Origin of the sequence: Myroides indicus, from assembly GCF_004364575.1 — a bacterium.
Taxonomy (GTDB): Bacteria; Bacteroidota; Bacteroidia; order Flavobacteriales; family Flavobacteriaceae; genus Flavobacterium; species Flavobacterium indicum_A.
The window spans coordinates 13,179-37,038 of the sequence record NZ_SOAG01000014.1 but is presented as its reverse complement, the minus strand read 5'-3'; the positions used below and the strand labels follow the sequence as shown (position 1 = coordinate 37,038).

Sequence of the window (23,860 nt, the reverse complement as noted above, 5' to 3'; positions counted from 1 at the left end):
TTATCTACTATAAGAAGATCGGCTTCCAGATGCATTCGAAGAAGATCTTCCACTGCTATAACTTGCTGCTGAAGAACTTCTGGAACCAGAAGAAGCAGAATTGCTATAATTACTTCTTGACGGCGAGCTTGAAGTTCGCATAGTGTTGTTAGAGCTTCTGTTATTACTGAAAGAGGATGAATTATTCGTCGAATAAGACGACCTTGAAGCTCTGTTATAATTATTACTTGTAGAAGTACTCGTCTTCGGACTGTTTACAGCAGCTCGTGAAGTGGTTGACGTTCTCTGCGTTGTATTAACCGCTCTGCTATTATTATTTTTCACAGATACTTTTCTGTCAGAAGACACCGCAGTTCCGGTTTGATAACTCGATCTCGAGGAAGATCTGTTGCCAATTCCTTCAGCCGAGACTTTATTTACCGTTCTGTTGTTATTGGTGCCATATCTATTATTTCTGGAGTTGCTATTTACGCTATATTCGCTTCTGCTGTAAGTTGTTCTTCTGTTGCTTGCCAAATCATATCTATTGTTATAATTTGTATTTCTCGATGTAAAAGAATTATTAGGATTTTTTCGTTCGTAATAATTTTGTCTCACATTTTCATACATATATGGCGTTCTTGTACTATATCTGTTATTGGTATATACATATCTGTTATTGTAATTGATATGTGTATGAACATTTACAATATAAGTTGCTGTTGGATAAGGTCTATAATATGAATAATAAGACGGATAATACCCCCAATACCAACTCGAATAATAGGGTGAATAAGAATTTCCCCAGAACAGACTAAACACAGGAGGCGTGCTTACATATACCGGCTCATAAATATAACTGGCTCCATATAAATAAGGATTTCCTACAACCTGAACGTACACTTTGTTTTTCTTTTTCTTTTCTACTTCAATGGTAGCAACGTCCTGAAACATATCTTGTCCCAATACAGCCTGTACAACAATTAAATGGGTATTTCCCTCAATTGTTTCTACAACTCGTAGATAATCTACATAACCATCTCCATTTAAATCTAAGTTTGAAATCCTTAAATCCGGATCATTCAGCCTGTATTCAAAGTCTGCCAAATCTTTAGAATCACCAAAAATAGAAGCAACCGCCTGCAAATCGAGATTGTCACTAATATCGTAATTATTAGCCGTTACAACTGCCCTCTGTGCATATCCATTCCAGAATAAAACCAAAGAACTCACTAAAAAAATATATCTAAACAGCTTCATCATTTTCATTTTTTAATTAATATTACTAAAATTATATTGTCAATAACAATACCATTTTATTTCTTAGACTAAATTAATAAAAAAGTCCTTACAGAAATTGTAAGGACTTCTTAAAGTATATTAAAGTTTAAATATTATATTATCAGCTCTTTATACCTACTTTAAAATCTCAAATTCGCTGCGTCTGTTGATAGCATGCTGAGCTTCTGTACAGTCGCCACCACAATTAATCTTAGGTCGACTGGCACCAAATCCTTCTGACTCCAAACGGTAAGACTCTATCCCTTTAGAAAGCAGGTACTGAACCGTAGTTTTAGCCCGATTCTCAGATAGCTTCTGATTATAAGTCGGACTTCCCTGTGTATCGGTATGCGAACCTACCTTAATTCGCATCTGAGGATTGCGCTTCATCACCTGAACCAGTTTATCTAACTCAAAAGCTCCCTGCTGAGTAATATTAAAGCGATCAAATTCAAAGTGAATGTCTCCCAAAAGAATTTCTTCTTTCAAAACAATAACTTCTATAGGGTTAAGTGCAACATTTATCAACTGTCTTCCTCCTTTTCGATTTAAAGGGACCTCTATAGATTTACTCTCATAATCCTCCTTAGAAACCTGAAGATTAAAAAATTTGCCACAATCTACAACATATTCCACTATACCACGCTCATCCGAATATTTTGTCTCTATCAAGTTCTTCCGATCATCAAAAATATCAACTTTAGAATTTGCTAGTATCTGTCCATTTTGTTTATCTGTAACAGTTACGTACATCTCAGAGTTACAAATCGGAATAGCCTTATAAATATCATCTCTTCCCACTCGATTCGTCGAAAAGAACCCAATATCTTTAGAAGGATAAAAAGAAAATGCAAAATCATCTTTAGCCGTATTAATCGGAGCGCCTAAGTTCTTAGGCTCTGCCTGAGGAATAGCTAAATCTACAACATAGACATCCAATCCTCCAAACCCTTTTCTAGAATCAGAAGCGAAGTAAAGCTTTCCTTCTTCGGAAATAAAAGGAAACGACTCTCTTCCTTCCGTATTTACTTGACTTCCCATATTCACCGGTGTACCGTAGTTGCCCTCATCATCAATTTCTACTTTCCAAATATCAGTTTCTCCCATCGTACCAGGCATATCTGAAGAAAAATAAAGAGTACTTCCGTCTTTGCTTACACTTGGATTACTAACCGAATAATCGCTTCCATTGAAAGGAACTGGCTCAATATTACTCCACTTACCTTTCTTCTTGGTAGCTCTAAATAAACTAACTTTACCCAACTTTAGCAGTTTCTGTTTATTCTTAGTAAATTTGCCTTCTCGGAAACTCTCAGTGGCAAAATACATCGTTTTACCATCTCCTGTAACCGTGGCAGGTCCATCATGATATTTTGTATTCAACTCAGATACTTCTTCTACATCATATAAAGGATCTTCTATTGATTTGTATCTTGCCTGATAAATATCCAAATAAGGCTGATCATTCCACCCATACGTCTTCGGATCTCTTTTAGTGGTACGTGTAGAGGCAAAATAAAGCGTGTCTCCACTAGTTAAAAAAGCACCAAAATCAGATCCTTTCATATCATTAATTCCCGATTCTTCATAGGTAAAAAGCTCTTCCTGTTCACGAAGTCTCGGAATGTAGTCCGGTTCACGCATAAAAGAAATTGCCCGTTGATCTTCAGGAACACGCTCAGCAAATTTCTTCATTACTGCGTTAGCAGTTTCATAACGACCACTTGCTTTAAGCATCTGTGCATAACGATAATAGAGCTCCGAATCTAAGTTAGGCTCTTTCTCTAGTGCTTTTCCATAATATTTTGCAGCTTCTACAGTATTAAATATATTGTAATAACAATCTGCCAACTGAAGGTAAATATAATTATCTGTCTTTACACCTCGTACCAACTTTTGATATGCCTTAGCTGCATCTACAAATTCATAACGACTATATAAGCCATCTGCAATTTCTAATGGAGTTTTTTTCTCATCTTGTGCTGAAACTTGTAAAATGAATAAACTGCTCAACAATAAGCCTACATATATTTTTCTTATTCTCATAGTTATTTATTAGTTGGAATATTATTAAAAATATCTCGATGAACTCGATACTCTTTTCGAGAAAAACAAATCGTAAAGCAGAATAAACTCATGTGATCCCTTAGCTTCTCTTCGGATGTCAGAAGTGATGTAATCATAGGCATAACCGATTCTGAGGCTCTTGGTGATCCTGTAATTCAGCATACCTCCTATAGCATCGTCCTTGCGATAAGTGATTCCTCCTTCTAATTTGTTGGCATACATCGCATTTAAACTAACATCAAATGACATCGGTGCATTAAAACCATATTTAACCATTGCCGAAGGCTTCAATTTCCAGTCTCTGTCCAGATCAAAAACATATCCTCCGGTTAAAAACATGTGTAGTTCCTCCTGTCCGAACTGACGTCCGTCATAATTCAGATAGTATCCTTTGAGCATATTGGGCATACCCAAACCTACATAATAGCGATCTGTGTAATAATAAGCTCCTAAACCAAAGTTAAAAAGCGTAGAATTACTGTCTTCTCCAAAAGCCGGGTCATCCGGATCCATCTGATCGTAAACGCCTACTTCTGAAAGCAATTTGGCATTGTGAAACGTAGCTCCTGCCTTAAGTCCCAAAGCAAGCTTGTGTTCTCTGCCTAAATCTAACGTATAGGAAAAGTCTCCGTAAACGTTGTTCTCCGTGATAGGTCCCAGTTTATCGTTGATAAAGGATAAGCCCAATCCTACGTTTTTACCAACCCGGGTATGTCCGAAAAAAGTACCGGTGGCAGGTGCTCCTTCAAAGCCAACCCACTGCTTGCGGTACAAAAGACCCATAGACAAACTCTCTTTACTACCTGCATAAGCTGGGTTGATCACACTCATATTATACATATACTGTGTGTATTGGGGGTTCTGTTGTGCTTGTAAGGTAGATTGCACCCCTCCTAAAACCATCAATCCCAACAATAAATAAATCCTATTCATATATTATAGATTTTTTTAGATTAATTATAAATATTCGTATCCAGATACAATCTCTTCCGAATACGAATTATCTTTTTAATTCGTCTGTATCCATCCTTATGGAATTTCTTCATAAGCACAAATACATACATACTATCTACCCCTTAACTATAGCATAAACCAAGATGCTACTAATTGAGAAAGATAATAACTGAGATAATACTTCCATTTTGTTTCACCTCTTACAATGACTAGTTTTGGTTAGTCGCGTAAATATATAAATTTTATTATATGAAAATTAACAAAAACAGTTAAACTTAAAAATTTAACACCAGTTTCATGCAATATTTTTACAAAACCAAACAAACTTATCACTTAGAGTAATTTATCTATTTAAATTCTCTTCTAATTTTTTCAAAAAAACTCTATGTCTACTATCTACTTTTTCAAAAACATTCTAACATCATCGGAAGAAGGAAGCTCGTAAACCTCTAATTTAAAATAGGAAACCGAAGCAAATAAATGATCAAATATATCTGCCATAACGTTTTCATAAAAAGCCCAAAGTGTATTATTAACAAACATGTAAAGTTCAACTGGCAGACCGTGTTCAGTGGGTTGCAAATGCCTAACCATTAAAGCGAGATCTTTATGAATATGAGGATTTTGCTCGGCATATCTCAAAATATAAGCACGAAACAATCCTATATTAGTCATTTTTCTGCCATTGACAGGCATTGTCTGATCCATTTGATAGAGCTGATTGTGCTCGTCTATCTCTTTCTGTCGTTGTTCAATATAAGGTTTTAACAACTGAATCTTTTTGAGCTCTTCAATTTCATTTAGTTCCAAAAACCGGATAGATGACATTTTGATATTGATACTTCTTTTTATCCTTCTTCCACCGGAACTTTGCATTCCTCTATAATTTTTAAACGAATCGCTAATCAGCAGATGAGTAGGGATGGTTGTAATAGTTTTATCAAAATTCTGAACTTTAACAGTACTGAGGTTTATTTCTAAAACCGATCCATCAGCTCCGAACTTTGACATTTCTATCCAGTCGCCAACTCTTACCATGTCATTGGCAGAAACCTGGATACTTGCTACAAATCCCATTATAATATCTTTGAAAACCAACAGCAAAATAGCGGAAGCTGCACCTAATGAAACCAAAAAATTTACAGGAGATTTACCCGAAATAGAGGAGAAAATGAAAATAAAAGCTATGAAATATACTCCTATTGATGCAACCTGAGAATAACTGTCCAAAGGTTTATCAGCAAGCCTGGGTTTTGTTTTGATGTAATCTCTTATGCTCCTGATTATTGAATTAATAAGCAGGGTAAATGCAATGACCAGTACTACATCTGTCAAAACGATTGTAAATTGAATCAGTTTTGGAAACCCTGTAAAGAATATAGGAAAAAATATTTTAGATAATACAATAGGAATAAGGTGAACAATATTGTGATATACTTTATTGTTCAATAAGATGTCATCTAATTTTGTTTTACTTTTTATAATAAGTGTTTTTATTACAACTAGTAAAATTTTTTTAAGTATATAATCCAAAAGAACCATACAGGCAGTAAACGAAATCACCAATGATATTGCTGTAGCAGTATGTGTTTGTTCGCTATTGAGGTGTAAATTAGACAACAATTTATGAAACCAATTATATAGCTGATTTAGATCAGAAGTCTCGATGAAATTATTTAAAGTAGTAATGACGTTTATCATTTATTATTAAAATTATGAATTAAGCAACTACATTCTAATAAATTAATGGAGAAAAACAAATTAAAAGCTCTGTTTAAATTTGATTTAACATCTGATTGATTTTATCCAGATTGGGTGTTAAGATAATTTCTATTCTCCTGTTCTTGGATTTTCCTTCTGGAGTATTGCTATCTGCCACAGGGGCATATTCGCTTCGTCCGGCAGCGGTCAGATTTTTTTTGTTTATAGAAGGGTTTTCAACCAATACAGCTACAATTGTAAGTGCTCTTTTTGTAGACAAATCCCAGTTATTTTGTACTCCTTCTCCTAAATTCCCCAACACTTTGTCATTGTCTGTGTGCCCCTCGATTAAAACGGAAATATCATTGTTATCTGCCAAAACTTTTCCCAATTCTACAACTGCTTTTTTCCCTTCGTTATTGATGGTCCAGCTCCCGGAGTTGAACAAAAGTTTGTTTTCCATAGATACGTAAACCCGCCCATTTTTTTGTTCAATCGACAGTCCTCTACCTTCAAAATCATTTAAAGCTTGAGCAAGATTATCTTTAAGCGTCTTCATTTGTCGGTCATTTTCTGCCAAAATATTTTCAAGTTCTAAAACGCGATTGGCTTTTTCTTCCAACTCGGATTTTGCTTTAGCTAATCGGGCTGCTTCGGCTCTTAAAGTCTCTTCGGAGTGTTTTTCCAAATTGGTATAAGAATCTTTTAAATCTTTCAGCTTATTTTGAGCAGCGATTATTTCGGCATTTAAATTGCTACGCTCTTGCTGTAGATCTTTTAATTGATCTGCCAGTTGTTTTTTTATCTGCTCTAAATCCTTGTTTGAAGTGTTCAATAGCTCTAAGTCGCTGTTTAAGCGTTCGTTTTCTTTTAGCACATTCTGATATTGCTGATCCAGATCATTATATAGTTTTCTTGTTACACAAGAAGATAAAGTTATTCCAGTTAAGAGAAACAAAGGAAGTTTTTTGAAAATCATGACCATTAGTTTTTTTTATAATTATTTTGCAATTTCAACTACAATCGGGCAGTGGTCAGAATGTTTGACATCGGGCAATATCGATGCAGATAATACTCTGTCAGACATAGCTTCAGAGATCATACTGTAATCAATTCTCCACCCTTTGTTGTTGTTGCGCGCATTGGCTCTGTAGGTCCACCAGCTATAATTGTGAGGCTCTTTGTTAAACATCCTGAAACTATCAATAAAGCCGTTTTTTATAAACTGATCTATCCATGCGCGTTCCTCCGGTAAAAAACCAGATACTTTTGCATTTCTAATCGGATCGTGAATATCAATTGCCTGATGGCAGATATTAAAATCTCCACAGATAATCAAATTTGGAAGTTGTTTAACCAAGTTTGAAATATAAGTCTGAAAATCATCCATAAACTGAAACTTAAAGCCCAACCGGTCAATGTTGGTTCCCGATGGCAAGTACAGAGACATGACGGAAAAGGTGTCGTAATCAACCCTTAAGTTTCTTCCTTCAGCATCCATGTATTCTATTCCTGTCCCATAAGTTATTTTGTTAGGTTCTTCTTTGCAAAGAATAGCTACCCCGCTATAACCGTTTTTTTGTGCCGGAAAATAATATTGATACGGATATCCTGCTGCAGTTATATCTTCTACCGGAATTTGTTCTTTTTTGGCTTTAATTTCCTGTAAACAGATTATATCGGGATTTTCTTCCTGTATCCAATCTAAAAATCTTTTGTTTATTGCCGCTCTTATACCGTTTACGTTGTAAGAAATAATTTTCATGGTTTTGAAAGTATATTTTAAATAAGCCAAAAATAGGAAAAAATATATATTGAATAAGGTAACATTATTTCATTTTTAATCAGATATTTAAAAGTTTTACAGCAATATTTTCCTTATTAATAAACAGGTAATAGTAAAATAAAATAGTTTGCCTAAAGATTTTAGTATATTTGTATTTATATAATAGACTATTGATGGGGTTAGTAACAGCTAAGGAAGTAGCGAAAGCGATTAATGTAAATAAGTACGGCGTATTAGGTACATTGTCGGGTTGGTTGTTAATGAAAACATTGAAAATTACTACGCTAAATAAAATTTACGATCGCAATAAGCACTTAAAAGATTTAGATTTTCTAAATGCTATTTTAGAAGAATTTCAAATTGAGTTTGAAATTGATCCGGAAGAATTAAAGAGAATTCCTAAAAACGGACCTTATATTACGATTTCTAATCACCCGTTAGGAGGTATAGATGGTATTTTGCTTTTAAAGCTAATGCTTGAACACGATCCTGATTTTAAAATTATTGCCAATTTTTTGTTGCATAGAATAGAGCCCTTGAAACCCTATATTATGCCGGTAAATCCTTTCGAAAACAATAAGGATGTAAAGTCCAGCGTGATAGGCATTAAAGATACTTTAAGACATCTGCATGAAGGAAAACCTTTGGGAATATTTCCCGCCGGAGAAGTCTCCACTTATAAGGATGATCAATTGGTGGTAGATAAACCTTGGGAAGAAGGAGCAATAAAACTGATAAAAAAAGCCAATGTTCCGGTAGTTCCTATTTATTTTCACGCACAAAACAGCAAGTTGTTTTATTTTTTATCTCAGATAAATCCTACTTTGCGAACTGCAAAATTACCATCCGAATTACTGACTCAAAAAAACAGAGTAATTAAGATTCGGATAGGAAGACCCATATCTATTGAAGAACAAAATGAACATTATGATTTAATGGATTATGGAAATTTTTTAAGGTTTAAAACCTATCTTCTGTCCAATGCGTATAAAGAAGGGGAGGCACACAAGAGGATAAAAGTTCCGTCTTTTAATTTTAAATTTCCAAAGGCTGTAAAAGAAATAGCTCCGGAATCTTCCAAAGACAAGATTTTAGAAGAAATTAAAGAATTAAGAGAAAAGGATTATCGATTACTTCAAAGTAAAAACTATGAAGTATTTTTATGTAAAGCAGAACATATTCATACGATTTTGCGGGAACTAGGTCGTTTGCGCGAGATTACTTTTCGTGAGGTAGGAGAAGGTACAAACAACTCTTTGGATTTAGATATCTACGATAAATATTATCACCACATGTTTTTGTGGGACAATGATGCACAGCTGATAGTAGGTGCTTACCGAATGGGACTAGGAGCTGAAATTTACAAAAAGCACGGTATTAACGGGTTTTATCTAAACGAACTGTTTCGTTTCGAATCCGAATTATATCCCATGATGGCGCAGTCTATTGAAATGGGAAGAGCTTTTATTATCAGTAGTTATCAGCAAAAGCCTATGCCGCTGTTTTTACTGTGGAAAGGAATTGTTCATACTACGCTTCGTCATCCGGAGCACAAATACCTTATTGGCGGTGTGAGCATCAGTAATCAGTTTTCTGATTTTTCAAAATCACTGATGATTGAGTTTATGCGTTCGCACTATTTTGATCCTTACATTGCTCAATATGTAACTCCAAAAATGGAGTACAAGGTTAATTTAAAAGGGAGCGATAAAGATTTAATTTTTAATGAAACCGAGTCTGACCTCAATAAGTTTGATAAAATCATAGAAGATGTAGAACCCGGTAAACTGCGCTTGCCTGTATTAATTAAAAAATATATCAAGCAAAATGCTAAGGTTATTGCTTTTAATGTAGATCCGTTATTCAACAATGCTATTGACGGACTCATGTATATAAAAATAGCCGATTTACCTGAAAGTACGGTAAAACCTGTAATGGAAGAGTTTGCCGCTGAACTGGAACGGAAAATTCAGGAAGAAAATAATAAAACTAGTGAGTAAGAGATATATTATAAATACAGAAAGAAATTCAAAAATATCTGAAATAAAAGTAAATCATATCGTAAGATGAGCTTGTACAAACTCTTGATTACTTATAAATCTCCAAAATAGTCTAGTTTATGACAATTAATCCTAAGAGCCTTTGAATTCCTAGTTCAATATATCTTTTGAGTTTAAGTTTACTGACATACATCTAATTTAAACTTGCAAAAGAGACGTTAGTTCATGGAAAGTATACTAAAATATACAAAAAAACTTTGTAGCCTCATTAATTTTAAACCAATCCTTAAAATCCGGCAGGTTAAACATACTGTAGGTAAATCAAACTTATATTTTATATGTATACTCCTTAAAAGTTAATCCCCGACAGAGCGTACTCTGTCCGGGGATAACCAAATCTAACCAAAAAACTACTAATTTACTTATTGATCTGTACCCATCCGGTACGCGTTTTGCCATGCGCCTGAATTACGTAGTAATACGTTCCGTCCGGAAGTTGTTTGCCGTTTTTATTTTGTCCGTGCCATTGGGTAGTATAGCCTGCTCCATGCGAATAAACTTCTGTACCCCATCGATTATAAATTTTTATGTTTTCCACGCCGTGAGGTGTCAGATCAAAAACATCATTTAAACCATCGTTATTGGGAGAGATTCCCCTTGGTATCGGACAATCTTCATAATCGATAGTAAAACTGCTTTCATCCGTACATAAACCGCCTTCTGAACTGGCATACACATAAATGGTCTGTTTTTCGAGAATCTGTCTGCCTGGGTATAGTTCGTCGCCATTTCCTCCCGGTTCTGTAAAATAATGATTGTACTCAGAAAGTGGTTTTAGCTCGTAGTACTCACAGCTTAGTGTTTTATCTTCAAATACATCTGCCACTACAGGTGCTGTTATTTTTACTTTATAAGCAATTTCTTCATAACAGCCTTCCTCATTGTTTATCTGTAACAGATAAATGGTATGTTCTCCCGGTTCAGCTAAAACGTCTCCCGTTTTATAAGCTTTTCCTTCTCCTCCCGGCTGCATATAATAATATTGTGTTCCATTTACTTGAGGGAATACATATTCTGCACAAACTAAAACATCAGATGGTTTATCCGGAATAGCACCTTGTTCCGGCTGAATATGCAACTCAAATATCTCATGGCATCCCGTTATCATACTCTCAACACGGATATATAGTGTTTGAGCTTGCGGTTCTTTGCCCAATGCATAATTTTCTACATTAGATATTGCATTCTCCGATGCTTCAGCTTCTTCGATTGTCTTATAGTATTCTGTATTATAATCACTTCTTTCAACATCTTTAAACATTTCCGTTTCTACAGAGATCAGATTAACAGAAACTTCTTCCAAAGCTTGTCTGCAAACTATAATATCTTTTGCCTGATTTACGCTTTCGGAAATAGGAGGATACATTTCTATTGTAATACTGTCTTCTCTTTGACAATTTATATCAACAAAATCAACCTGAACAGTATATACGCCACTTTCTCTTACCTCTAAATCCACTTCGGTTGCACCTGGAATTATAACTCCATCTTTTTTCCATTCTATCTTTGTATTCAATTCTTCGGAAATAGTAACTCCGGATCGGATCAGAACACTTTCATCTTCACATAAAGCTGTATTAGTTTCTATCAACAAATCTTCTCCTAAATCCAACGTTCCCAAATCAAAACTTCCTGCGTTGAAAAATACCGCAGAAGAATGAGATGAAGTTGGGCAAAAATCCATCACTGCTAATTTAATATGATATTTGCGTCCCGGTACCACATAAACAGTTTCTGAGCTCATAGCTTTGGTTGCTCCTGCGAAATTAAATGGCGCATCCAGGGGATGAGAGATTCCTGAAGAATAGTTTTTCCAAAACAACTCTGGATAACTAGAACAACTTGTTCCTATTATTTTATTAGAGTCCCAAATTGTATATAAAGAAATCGGAGTATTTGTACCTTTAATCTTTGCCAAATTTACTCCCTCTCCTGTAGTTTCATCTATCAACCATGCAGCAAATAAAGCTCCATTCTCACAGGTATAGGTACAACCTTCAATATAGCTATTACTAACAAACAAGTATTCAAAATCTAAAGAATCTTTAATTGGTATAAAATCGAATTCTACTTGAGTCACTCTTTTATCTTCTCTTGGTCCACCTCCCGCATTTTTAATTGCGTCATTGATATCTTTATCTCCTGTCCAACGATGAGGATTATCGCCTTTAAAACTACCACTAGGTGTATATGGACCAGGTACATAATCTACTTCACTTGTAGATAGTACAATTCCATCTGTAAACGGAAACTCTGTATTTCCTTTTTTGAAATACCCCAAAGTATTTACCGATGCTGTAGCTGGACTTCCATCTCCGACTTGATAACGTACATTAGACACCAAATTACAATTAGACTGAATTAAAACATCTTTAATCAATTCATCTACCGAATATTTTTCGCCACTGGCGCTCACTTCCATATATCCCCACTCAGATTGGGTCAGACAGACAGTAAGCAAATAATTTCCTTTAGGAAATGCAATGCGAACAAAATATTTTTGTCCCGGAATTAATCCTGTTAACATTCTTTCCGTTGATGAATACGGGTAAACTGAATCGCAGAAAAGCGGAGTACTTGTACTAATGGCTGAACAATTCACTCCATAAACAGCAATATCAAAACTAGGAAGAGAGCCTTCAGATTGTTCTTTAATATTTTTAAAAGTTAATAGGTGAGCCGTAGAATTTGCAGTGAATTCAAGCCAGACATCTGCCTCTACATCATCTGAATAACACGCAGGAAGAACAGAAGAAGACATAAAAGATCCTAATGTAGATATAGAAAGAAACTCTTCACAATCTGGTCCCAAATTCACAGGAATATTCAACGCTCCAGTACAATTGTTATTAGCACTCACTTCTGTAGCCGCATTTATTGACGATGACCACTCACTAGCCGAGACATTATCTTTGCATTTAGCACGAACATAAATTGTATAAGCTTTTCCAGCATCTAATCCGGATATAGTTGTTTGCGGTGTTCCTGTTACATTTAGAGTTTTAATTGGCGAGGCTGTTTCATCCTCCCCATAATTTACAATAATTACTTCCCATTCCTTGATGTCTCCAAACTGTTCCCATTGAACAGTAACACTAGAAGAACTAGCGTTTGTAAGTTCAATAAAATAGGGTTCCGGACATGTTTTCACTTCTTTCAAAGAAAGATTATCTATTCCCATCGCATAATATGTCCCATCAGAAGTTACCCGCCATTGCAGATTTACCTCTCCCGAGACTCCGGTAATAAATAGTATTTCTTCTTCCCATGAATCAGCTGAATATAATTTCCTTGTTACAATATTTTCTTCAATTGCTTTACCTGTATTATCTGTACCTGACAATTTTAACTCCATCATAGTATTCAATGGTACTCCGAAAGCTTTTACTGAAACAGGAGAAATGTAGTTGTATTTTAACATATAAGTACCTCCTTCTAATTTCAATTGAGGAGATATTAGATTTGATTCTATTCTTGACTGAGCAAAAAGAAAGTTATCAATAAAATTAGTTAATAATGGGCTGTCATCACCTTCATAATTATCATATGAAAAGAACACATTTTTATACGTGTTTATTATTTCTTTGGAGACCATCAAATCATCTTCAGTCCAACAGCGCATAGTAGGAGAATCTAGATTAAAATTTTCTAAAAATGTTGTTTCAAACACTCCACAAGGCGTAGTAAATTTAACAGGGCCGCTCCAAGAACTAAATGTACCGTCACCACAATCCGTACGTACATATAACTCATAATTTGTATTATGATTCAAAACCGTTCCTTTACCATCCTTAGTAGCCACTACCTCTTTTTGAGTAGTAGATATACCATTTCCTAATGGTTCGGAGCCACCTGTCCCTTGTATGTAATATTCATAGTTACTTCCACCCATATCATCAGTCCAATATATGGTGACACTATCAGTTTCTATATCTTTTACCCCCAAGTTATAAGGTTCCGGACAATTCTCTACTTCTTCTACAAAGATATTGTCTATATATATCGTTGTATACTGTGTATTTGAAGTTACATGCCACGCCAAGTTAATATGACCCTCAACCCCTTCAATAAAAGTTGTTTGTTCTATCCAAACACTTTCTGGCTCATAATTCTTCTTAGGAATAATAGTAGTTTTAAAGCTATCTTCATCCACTCCTGAATCGGATAACAAAACTTCGAATTCGTACTCATACGTAGTTATAGAGGATGTTCTATAATGATACTTCAAACGATAAGTTTTTCCTTTTTCAAACTCAATTGTTGGAGAAATAAGCCAATCATCATGAGGAACATCCGCAGAAGAAGTTCCATTAAAACGTGCTGAATGCGTTCCTTCATAGCTCGTCGTATCGAAATGCCAAATATCCGCTGTTTTGGAAGTTGAGTCTCCATTACTATCAATAATTGTCCAACAGTACTTAGAATCATGCCCCACATTAAAGCCCTCCCAAAAAGGAGTTCCAAAAACTCCACATCCCGTTCTAAAAACATAAGGACCAGACCATTCACTATATTTTCCAGCTCCACAATCTGTACGAACATAAAGTTCGTATTCTGTATTCTCCTCCAGATTTTTACCTTTTATATCTTTCGTTACAATTACTTCCTTATTTGTCGTAAGTGTTCCTGAAACAGCAGGCGCTCCTTTACCAGATTCTTGAACCACATATTCCCAATCCGAACCAAATTCATCTTCCCAAAAGATTGTTGATGTAGACTTTTCCTCATATTTACTTCCTAAATTAATCGGTTCAGGGCATTCTATCTCTTCCAAAGAAACAGCATCAATGTAAATATAAGTATACTGAGTGGATGATGTTACATGCCACGCTAAATTAATGTTTCCATTTATACCTGTAATAAATGCTGTTTGTTCTGTCCATACGGTATCTGGATTGTATTTTTTGCTTGGCACTACTATTGTAGTGAAATCATCTACACTTATGCCAGAATTAGATAATAATACCTCATATTCATACTCATATGAGGTTAAAGAATTAGAATCTAACCTATAATAATATTTTAGTCTATACACTTTGGTAGCATCTAAAGTAAATGTTGGTGAAATCAACCAATCATCATGAGGTCTCTTCGAATTATCAGATTGATTCCCTATAAAATACATGGCATGTGTTCCCTCATAACTTGTAGTAGTTATTTTCCATATATTACTATCTGTCGAAGAAGTTGAATCTTTATTATTATCTACAATCTCCCAGCAGTCTATAGTCGTAGAATCTGAATTAAACCCTTCCCAAAAAGGTAAAGCTATAGCATTACAAGGGGTTTTAAAACGTAAAGGTCCAACCCAAGCGCTAAACTTTCCCCCTCCACAAGAAGCTCGCACATAAAAGTCATATTCTGTACCGGGCTGAAAATTCACTCCCCCAAGACCACTTGTACGAGTCACTGTTACACTCTTAGACTTTGAAAGCACACCACTCCCAACAGGTGCTACTTCCCAAGCATCTTGTACATAATATTCCCATTCAGTATTCTCCTCATCTTCCCAGCTAAAATCAGCACTATTTGGTAAAACATTTAATATTTTTATTTCTTTAGGCTCATTACAATCAAGGGCATTTATACTAACAGTTTCTCCCTCCTCATTTAAATATATATTTTCATATGTCAACTTCTTTGAAAAACTCAAAGTAATTATCATAAAAAATACGATTAAAATTCTATAGAATAATTTTATTTTCATATTAGTAATTTTAAATAAACTTTTCATAAATCTTTATTGCTCACAATATAGCATTAATTTTGAATTTGTGAATCAAATATTAATCTTCTTCAACACCAAAAGCCTCAGTATATCATTAATTATCTAAAAAATCAAACATTAAAAAGGAGCTATCTAAAAAGACAGCTCCTTTTTATATTAATTTATCTCGTTATGAAATAGCTCATACATAAGAGGCGTTTCTTATGTAAAGGGTTATAAATTATTTTTACTAAATATACAGCTAACCGATGAAACTCCCTCATGCGTGTGCCTCATATAATAATTTATAAGTTAATCCCCGGCAAGAAAATTACAAAATACTTGTCCGGGGATAACCAAATCTAACCAAAAAACTACTAAGTTACTTATTAATCTGCACCCAACCTGTTCGGGTTTTACCATGAGCGATAATTACATAGTAATACGTTCCGTCAGGTAACTGTTTGCCATTTTTACCCTGCCCATGCCACTGGGTAGTATAGCCTGCTCCATGCGAATAAACCTCTGTACCCCAACGGTTGTAAATCTTAATATCTTCTACTCCGTGAGGAGTTAAATCAAAGACATCATTCAGATTGTCGCCGTTTGGTGAAATTCCTCTTGGAATAGGGCAGTCTTCGTAATCTATCGTAAAACTACTCTCATCCGTACACTCTTTATCGTCTGAACTTGCGTAAACGTAAATGGTTTGTCCTTGAAGAACCTGCATGCCTTCGTACAATTCTATTCCCTGTCCTTCCGGTCCGGTAAAATACTGACTGTATTCAGACAGAGGCTTTAGTTCATAATATTCGCAACTCAGCGTTTCGCTTTCAAAAATATCTGCCGTTACCGCAGCTGTAATTTTCACCTGATAAGCGGTTTCTTCATAACATCCTTCATCGTTGTTTGCCTGCAACAGATAAATCGTATGTTCACCCGATTCTGCTAAAAGATCTCCAACCTTGTATTCTTTACCCTGACCCCCCGGTTCGGTATAGTAATACTGATCACCATTGACTTGTGGAAATACATATTCTGCGCAGACTGAAGCGTTTTCAGGCTGAGCCGGAACTTCTCCTCTACTCACATTAATCGAAAAAGAGAATATTTCATAACATCCTGTATGCAGGTCTTCTACTCGAAGATAGACCGTTCTTATCTCCTCTCCATCTATCTGATATTCTAAATCCATTTCATCCTCAGCTAAAGCTTCTACAGCTCCTTTTTCCGTCAGGTAATACTTCGTTGTATAGCCCTCTGTATTTTCAATCCCTAAAAACATTTCCTCTTCTACAACCGATAAATCAAGAACTTGACCAGATAAAGAATACCTGCATGCTTCTATAGATTTAGGCGCATTCACCACTTCGGATATAGAAGGATATATTTCAACTTTAATTTCTCCAATTACAGTACAATCAATTTCAGCTTGGTATCCTTCTACTCTATACAAACCACTTTCACACACCTCTAGTTCAGAATCTTCTTCGCCAGTAATAAGAACTCCATCTTTAAACCATTTTATAGCTATCCCTTCTGTGCTTAATCCAGAGGTAATAGTCGCACACTCCCCACCACATAACGCATTATTAGTTTCTACAAGCAAGTCAGCTCCAAGGTCTAAATTCCCTAAATTAAAACTACCTGCATTAAAAAACACTGCTGAAGAATGTGAAGCTGTAGGGCAAAAGTCCATCACTGCTAATTTGATATGATACTGACGTCCGGGAACTACATGTACTGTTTCTGAGCTCATTCCAATAGTAGATCCTGAAAAGTTAAAGGGCGCATCTATAGGATTTGAGCTTCCGGATGAATAATTATTCCAAAACAGTTCCGGGTTACTTGAACAGTTTGTCCCCAATATTTTCTCACTATCCCAAATTGTATGCAAAGCTATAGGGGTATTAGTTCCTTTAATCTTCGCCAAATTTTGCCCCTCACCAGTAGTAGTATCGATTAACCAAGCGGCAAACAACGCTCCATTTTGACATGTATATGTACAACCGTTCATATAACTATTCGAAGCAAAAAGATAATCAAAGTGGATCGAATCTAATATTGGAATAAAGTCAAATTCCAACTGCGTAACTCGTTTATCCGATCTAGGACCTCCACCAGCATCAGCAATAGCATCATTAATATCTTTATCTCCTGTCCAACGATGTGGGTTAGTCCCTTTATTACTTGTAGTGTACGGTCCTGGAACATACTGCACCTGACTTGTAGACAACACAATACCTTCCTCAAACGGAAAAATCGACTTACCTTTACCTTTATTGAAATATCCCAGCGTATTCACTGATTTCGTAGCAGGACTTCCGTTACCCACCTGATAACGTACATTAGACACCAAATCACAATTGGACCGAATCAACACATCTTTCACCAGCTCTTCTACAGAATATCGCTGCCCGCTAGGACTGACTTCTATTGGTGTATATTCAGATGTGGTTATACACAAGGTAAAAACAAAGTCGGGTTGTTCTCCTTGGACTAATTCATTGGTTTTATCATCTCTCCGTTCATAATTTCCTATTCTGACATAATAGGTATTACCTGGAATCAGATCTGTTAACATTCTGGAAACACCACCCGTTGACGCTGCGAAACAAACTACAGGAGTTGCGGAAATTGAATTACAATCTCGTGCATAAAGTGCTACATATAATATCGGAGCAAGACTTGTAGAAGGCAAAGCCATGACTTGATCAATGCTAAACATATGAGCTGTAGCGGTAGCTGTAAACTCAAACCACAAATCGTTTTTTAAGTTAGTACTACAACTCGGGGTAGGAGCTGAGGACTGCGTAGCTCCTTGCAAACTTCCTTTAATGGTTTCTACGCATTCCAAAGTCGAATTCACAGGAATAGGCAATGCACCACTACAGTTATCATTCGCTCCCAGATTAGTAGCCCCAATCACTGCTGTACTCCAATTACTATAAGAGTTGCCGCCTTTACATTTAGAGCGAACATATAACTTATATACTTTTCCAGAATCCAAACCAGTAATCTTAACTTCCGGATTTCCTGTAACAATTATGGTCTGAATAGGAGTAGCTGTTTCATCCTCCTCATACTCTACTACAATCACTTCCCACTCTGTATTGTCTCCGTCTTCCTCCCATTCTATATCTAAAGTAGTATCTGTCTGATCGACCACGATGACAGAATAAGGCTCTGCACAAGCTCCCATCTTCTTTAATGAGAAATTATCTATATACAAACTAGCACTTTGTCCCTTAACATCACTTTCACAATGCCATGCTATGTTTATTATTCCTTTTGAAGCGTTAAAATACACTATTTCTTCTTTCCAAAGCGAGTTGTCATACTCCTTTTTTCCTATCAGTGTTCGATCAAAATCAGCTATATCTACACCTTTCTGAGAGGCTTTTAAACTAAAGAGTACTTTGTTCTCTTCATTACTTGAAACAGTTCGATAATGAAATTTCAACACATACATTGCACTATCTACTTGTAGGTTCGGAGAGATCAACCAATCGTCTGATGAAGCAGCAACATCACTACCTCCACCTCCACCTATTATATCTATCGGAGTACCTATTAATCCTCCTCCTGTAGCTCCTGCTGTGGTTATCATAGCTCCTCCATCTCCTTCATAAAACTGCCCATTCCTAATTGTTACGCTCCATGAGCGGTCATCTTCATCCTCATCCAATATAGTCCAACATCTCGCTGTTTTTGAATCCGAATTAAATCCTTCCCAGAAAGGAGTTTTAAATTCATCACACAAAGTAGTAAAATAGTAAGGTCCATTCCATATACTATAGGTTCCATCTCCACAATCCGTACGCACATAAAACTCATAGTCTGTATTATGATCTAAAGAATTTCCGTTTGCATCCTGCGTTACAATTATCTCTTTAACAGAAGCTGTCATCCCTTTTCCAAAAGGCAATCCCAATCCTTCTTTTTGCACATAGTATTCATAATTAGTTCCTCCCATATTGTCTGTCCAAGCCAGTGTTGCTTTATTCGTTTCCAAATCCTTAGCATCTAAATTTAAGGGCTCCGGACAATTATTCACTTCCTCAATAAAAATATTATCTATAAATAAATATGAATAGCGTAAATCTCCTGTGACATGCCACGCTATGTTCACCTCTCCGCTTATCCCCGAAATAAATACATATTCTTCTTTCCATGCTGCACCCGCACTATATTCTTGCTTGGGTACTACTACCTTGGTAAAATTCTTTACATCTGTACCTGAATTAGAAGCTAAAACTTCGAATTCATATTTGTACAAGTCTGTAGTACCCGTATGTGTCCTATAATGATATTTTAAGCGATATACCTTACCAGCTTCAAATTTAACCTTAGGAGACACCAACCAATCATCATGAGGCAATTTAGAGGCATTTGATTGTGTTCCTTGAAAAGCCATTGCGTGCGTACCTTCATAAATTTGTGTTGTAAGCTGCTTCCAAGCGTTTGTTGATGCGGAAGTGTCTTCATTATTATCTATAATTGTCCAGCATTCAATATTGTTTGAATTCGCATTAAATCCTTCCCAAAATGGCGTAGTAAACACTTGACAAGCCGTTCTAAAAACAAAGGGACCTGACCAATCACTATATTTTCCATTCGCACAATCCGTTCGTACATAAAACTCATATTCCGTATTTGGTTCTAAAGCACTTCCTTCTTTGTCCTGAGATATCACTATTTCCTTAGTAGTTGAAATCGTACCCGAGCCCGTAGGCATCCCTCCTCTTGGTTCCTGAACTACATATTCCCAATCAGTACTATAATCATCGGTCCAAAAAATAGTCACACGATCTTCTTTTTCCTCTTTGATCCCCAAAAACACCGGCTGAGGGCAAGTGTCTAATTCTTCTATGGATATGTCATCTAAATACAGATAAGCTCTTGCAGAAGCGTCGACATGCCAGGCTATGTATATTTCTCCTCCTGTCTTTCCAATAATTAACGTTGCTTCCTCCCAATCGTTACTGGCTATCTTTTTCTTGACATCCAAAACCTTGTCAAAGCTATTTACACCCAAACCTTTATCGGAGAGAACCACTCTAAAGTCAGTAGGATAATTAGTATTAGTTCTATAGCGATAGGTCACTTTATAATATTTAGTTGCATCAAACTTAAACGAAGGAGAAATTAACCAATCATCATGAGGAAACTTTGACTCATCTGTATGTGTACTTACAAAAGCCATCGCATGAGTACCTTCATAACGAGTTGTCTTAAGATTCCAAATATCATTACCACTAGGATTTGTAGAATCTTTGTTATTGTCAATAATCATCCAACAATCTGTTGTTTGTGAACCTGTATTAAACCCTTCCCAAAAAGGCAATGGTTGACTATCACAAAGTGTTCTAAAGTAGATTGGACCGACCCAGCTACTATTCTTTCCAGGACCACAATTCGAACGCACATAAAACACATAGTCAGTATCTGGCTCCAAATTTACACCTCCGGCTCCACTTGTCCGAGTTACTTTCGCACTTTTTCCATTAGCTAGTACACCGCTCCCCACCGGAGCTCCTCCGCCTATTGCCTCTTGTACAAAATATTCCCACTGTGAATTCAGATTATCCTCCCAACTAAAAGTAGCCTCTTTTGTGCCTAGTCCACTTATCTCAACCTCTTCTTCAGGTCCTATACAGTCCACCTCTTTAATAGCAACCATATCTATAAACACATAAGCAGCCCCTTTTGCAATTACATGCCAAGCCACATTTACTTTTCCGTGAGTATTTTGAATATACAAAGATTGTTTGCGATACTCACCCAATCCTGAATAAGTTTGCTCGGGCAATAAAACAGTGGTGAAACTATCCGGGTTAACACCTTTATTAGACAGCAACACTTCGAACTCATTACTACCTGATGTCCAATGCGTTTTATAGTAGTAAGATACTTGATAAATTTTAGTACTATCTACTTCGAATGAAGGAGAAATCAACCAATCGTCATGGATTTTTTCAGTACCCGCTCCGTAAAAACGCATACTGTAACTGCCTTCATAAGCATTAGCAGTTCCACTTATAAAATGCCATTGATTTGTGGTTGCCGTAGTATTTGCAGAATCGTCATTTATATCCAGAATCACCCAACAATCTTTCGAAAGAGAGTTGGTTTCAAAACTCTCTGTAAACGGTAAACCTACTGATTTACAACTTGTCTTAATTGTTAGAAGCACCCAATCACTAAACTTCCCACTTGCACACTTAGAACGCACATAAAGCTCATATTCAGTATCTGCTTTCAAAGCATCTCCAGAAAAATCTTTAGATAGTTTCACTTCATTTGAACTTGTCAAAACACCACCGGAAGAAAGTGGAGTCCCTCCTCCTTGATCTTCTTGAAGCCTATATTCCCATTCTGTACTATATTTTCCGTCCCAACGAATGGTTACTTCATTGTCTTGAATATCTTTAACTTCCAATTCCAAAGGCAAAGGACAATCCACCTCTTTTAAAGAGACCTTATCGATAAACACATACGTAATGGCATCAGTACTTACTACATTCCATGCAAGATGAATCGTATTATGTACTCCTGAAATATATGCTATTTCCTCTTTGTAAGTTCCATTGTAATAGGTTTTTCTTGGAACTACTGTCTCTGTAAAGCTACTTATTGAATCTCCATTTTCTGATAATAACACCTCAAATTCATTATTATAAGAAGCATTTGTCTTATAAAAATATCTGAGTTCATATATCTTTGTAGAATCTACCTGAAGCTTTGGAGAAATCAGAAAATCACTCCTTGCCGCATTACCATTATTACCGCCACCTGTATTACCACCACCAACATCATCACCTATTCCTATACCTACTTTACTTGTGCTGACACCGGTCTTAAGTAATCCCGGAAGTATAGAACCTATGTCTATAGGGCTAGGATTTAACCCCCCTCCTCCCAAATTTTTATTTTCAAAATACCGCATAGCATGTGTTCCTTCATACGGAGTAGATGTATTCAGTGACCAAGTAGTTCCGCTATTATCTACATCCACAGTTTGCCAACATCCTCTTGTAGGAGAGTCTGTATTGAAAGTTTCTAAAAAAGGCACAGACAGCCCTTCACATGGATTGTTCTGAAATACTTCATTGTATAATACAAAATACAATCCAGACACATAACTTCTTTGTCGCCATACTGAAAATTCAGCACTATAAAGTAGCGATGATTCACTCAATAAGAGTAAACAAGAAATCCACAACGTAAAAGTGTTTAATTTTTTGTTCATAATGTATAATTATTTTTTTGATTTCATTCACATAGTTTTCAAAAGATTATCAATTGTTTTACTCATCAATCGGTAATCTTTTGCAATAGCATCAGACACCTCCGATTCTCTGTCTCCCGACAAGCTCATAATTACGAACCTACGAGTGACCCCATATTTTTCTGTTAATCTATTTACCACTACTGTATTGTAGTTCATTCGCTTTTTTGTAGGTTTGTTCATTGCTTTTGTTGTTCCTATCTATAGAACAAACATAGTGATAAAATTTTATCTTTTTCAAAAATTATGAAAAAAATTTTAGCACCTATTAAAGAAAGAATATTATTATACATTCAAAACAAAGGATTTGAGAAAATGAAATTTTTTGAAAACTTAGATATTTCAGCATCTAACTTTAGAGGAAAAGGGCTATATAGCGAGGTTGGCGGAGAAGCTATTGCTAAAATTTTATCACAATATAAGGATTTAAATCCCGAATGGTTACTTACAGGTAATGGCTTGATGCTTAAAGATTATAAAAAAGAAAGCTCTCCTTACAAATACCAGGAGAAGACTACAAGAGCTACACATCTGCCTCCCTGTCTTGATAATACCCAATCGGCAATAAACGACAACTTAGAGCTTTACTCTCCTGAAGAAACAGATACTGATAAATGGTTTCCAGAAGCCACAGCCACAATACGATATCATGGAAGTGATATGCTAGAATTCCCTCCAGGCTGTATCTTAACACTTAAAGAAATTGGAGATAAAGATCTTATTGTTTGGGGGCAAAATTATTGCGTTGAAACAGCTGAATATAGGCTCATAAAAAAATTACAAAAATCTAATAATAAAAACTTCATTACTGCATATAGTTCGAATCCTGAACAATATGCAGATGGAAAATTAATTCATGAACCAATCGATATTCCTAAAGAATCAATTAAACACTTATTCAAGATTCTTGGTTATATAGTAAAAACCTAAATGCCGTTATTTAATAAATCTCGTTTCCAATAAAATGAGTATTTCAAAACAATTGTAGATCTCCTCCTAAATCAGAAAATCATTAATCCGACAATTAATATTAG

At 35.7% G+C, this 23,860-nt stretch carries 11 protein-coding genes; 2 read left to right on the top strand and 9 right to left on the bottom strand.

The genetic code is table 11. The annotated features are described in order from the left end of the window. The 6 genes from C8P70_RS07080 to C8P70_RS07055 form a co-directional block, all read right to left on the bottom strand. Positions 1-1,242 (bottom strand): hypothetical protein, encoded by a 1,242-nt coding sequence (locus tag C8P70_RS07080; protein ID WP_243832681.1) that lies wholly within the window; start codon positions 1,240-1,242, stop codon positions 1-3. A gap of 153 nt (positions 1,243-1,395) precedes the next feature. Next, positions 1,396-3,306 carry an OmpA family protein gene (locus C8P70_RS07075; RefSeq protein ID WP_133712644.1) on the bottom strand — a complete coding sequence of 637 codons (1,911 nt, stop codon included), beginning with the start codon at positions 3,304-3,306 and terminating at the stop codon, positions 1,396-1,398. A gap of 24 nt (positions 3,307-3,330) precedes the next feature. Beyond that, positions 3,331-4,260, bottom strand: a complete 930-nt coding sequence (locus tag C8P70_RS07070) for a PorP/SprF family type IX secretion system membrane protein (protein WP_133712643.1) — start codon at positions 4,258-4,260, stop codon at positions 3,331-3,333. A 417-nt stretch (positions 4,261-4,677) separates the two neighbouring features. Next, the gene (locus tag C8P70_RS07065; RefSeq protein ID WP_133712642.1) at positions 4,678-5,982 is read right to left on the bottom strand and encodes a mechanosensitive ion channel family protein; all 1,305 of its coding nucleotides are present in this window, start codon (positions 5,980-5,982) and stop codon (positions 4,678-4,680) included. A 73-nt stretch (positions 5,983-6,055) separates the two neighbouring features. Beyond that, entirely contained in the window at positions 6,056-6,961 is a 906-nt protein-coding gene (locus tag C8P70_RS07060) for an OmpA/MotB family protein (protein ID WP_133712641.1), read from the bottom strand. Between the two features lie 21 nt (positions 6,962-6,982). Beyond that, a complete protein-coding gene (locus C8P70_RS07055) occupies positions 6,983-7,747 on the bottom strand; it encodes an exodeoxyribonuclease III (protein ID WP_133712640.1) in 765 nt (254 codons plus the stop codon). Positions 7,748-7,941: 194 nt separating this feature from the next. Here C8P70_RS07055 and C8P70_RS07050 point away from each other — a divergent pair, with 194 nt between their 5' ends. Next, positions 7,942-9,768, top strand: a complete 1,827-nt coding sequence (locus C8P70_RS07050; protein ID WP_133712639.1) for a GNAT family N-acyltransferase — start codon at positions 7,942-7,944, stop codon at positions 9,766-9,768. Positions 9,769-10,186: 418 nt separating this feature from the next. On the opposite strand, the gene C8P70_RS07045 is transcribed toward C8P70_RS07050, so the two are convergent. From C8P70_RS07045 to C8P70_RS07035, 3 genes are all read right to left on the bottom strand, one after another. Then, positions 10,187-15,535 carry a choice-of-anchor J domain-containing protein gene (locus tag C8P70_RS07045; protein ID WP_166666188.1) on the bottom strand — a complete coding sequence of 1,783 codons (5,349 nt, stop codon included), beginning with the start codon at positions 15,533-15,535 and terminating at the stop codon, positions 10,187-10,189. Between the two features lie 382 nt (positions 15,536-15,917). Next, complete coding sequence (locus tag C8P70_RS07040; protein ID WP_133712637.1) at positions 15,918-22,787, bottom strand: choice-of-anchor J domain-containing protein; 6,870 nt, start codon at positions 22,785-22,787, stop codon at positions 15,918-15,920. 27 nt (positions 22,788-22,814) lie between these two features. Then, positions 22,815-23,009, bottom strand: a complete 195-nt coding sequence (locus C8P70_RS07035; protein WP_133712636.1) for a hypothetical protein — start codon at positions 23,007-23,009, stop codon at positions 22,815-22,817. A gap of 63 nt (positions 23,010-23,072) precedes the next feature. On the opposite strand from C8P70_RS07035, the gene C8P70_RS07030 reads away from it, so the two are divergent. Continuing rightward, positions 23,073-23,756 carry a hypothetical protein gene (locus C8P70_RS07030; RefSeq protein ID WP_133712635.1) on the top strand — a complete coding sequence of 228 codons (684 nt, stop codon included), beginning with the start codon at positions 23,073-23,075 and terminating at the stop codon, positions 23,754-23,756. Positions 23,757-23,860: the final 104 nt, after the last annotated feature.

What these genes read in the sequence shown, in the direction of transcription:
- C8P70_RS07080 (WP_243832681.1), bottom strand. Translation starts at nt 1,242, where the DNA reads ATGATGAAGCTGTTTAGATATATTTTTTTAGTGAGTTCTTTGGTTTTA.
- C8P70_RS07075 (WP_133712644.1), bottom strand. Translation starts at nt 3,306, where the DNA reads ATGAGAATAAGAAAAATATATGTAGGCTTATTGTTGAGCAGTTTATTC.
- C8P70_RS07070 (WP_133712643.1), bottom strand. Translation starts at nt 4,260, where the DNA reads ATGAATAGGATTTATTTATTGTTGGGATTGATGGTTTTAGGAGGGGTG.
- C8P70_RS07065 (WP_133712642.1), bottom strand. Translation starts at nt 5,982, where the DNA reads ATGATAAACGTCATTACTACTTTAAATAATTTCATCGAGACTTCTGAT.
- C8P70_RS07060 (WP_133712641.1), bottom strand. Translation starts at nt 6,961, where the DNA reads ATGATTTTCAAAAAACTTCCTTTGTTTCTCTTAACTGGAATAACTTTA.
- C8P70_RS07055 (WP_133712640.1), bottom strand. Translation starts at nt 7,747, where the DNA reads ATGAAAATTATTTCTTACAACGTAAACGGTATAAGAGCGGCAATAAAC.
- C8P70_RS07050 (WP_133712639.1), top strand. Translation starts at nt 7,942, where the DNA reads ATGGGGTTAGTAACAGCTAAGGAAGTAGCGAAAGCGATTAATGTAAAT.
- C8P70_RS07045 (WP_166666188.1), bottom strand. Translation starts at nt 15,535, where the DNA reads ATGAAAATAAAATTATTCTATAGAATTTTAATCGTATTTTTTATGATA.
- C8P70_RS07040 (WP_133712637.1), bottom strand. Translation starts at nt 22,787, where the DNA reads ATGAACAAAAAATTAAACACTTTTACGTTGTGGATTTCTTGTTTACTC.
- C8P70_RS07035 (WP_133712636.1), bottom strand. Translation starts at nt 23,009, where the DNA reads ATGAACAAACCTACAAAAAAGCGAATGAACTACAATACAGTAGTGGTA.
- C8P70_RS07030 (WP_133712635.1), top strand. Translation starts at nt 23,073, where the DNA reads ATGAAAAAAATTTTAGCACCTATTAAAGAAAGAATATTATTATACATT.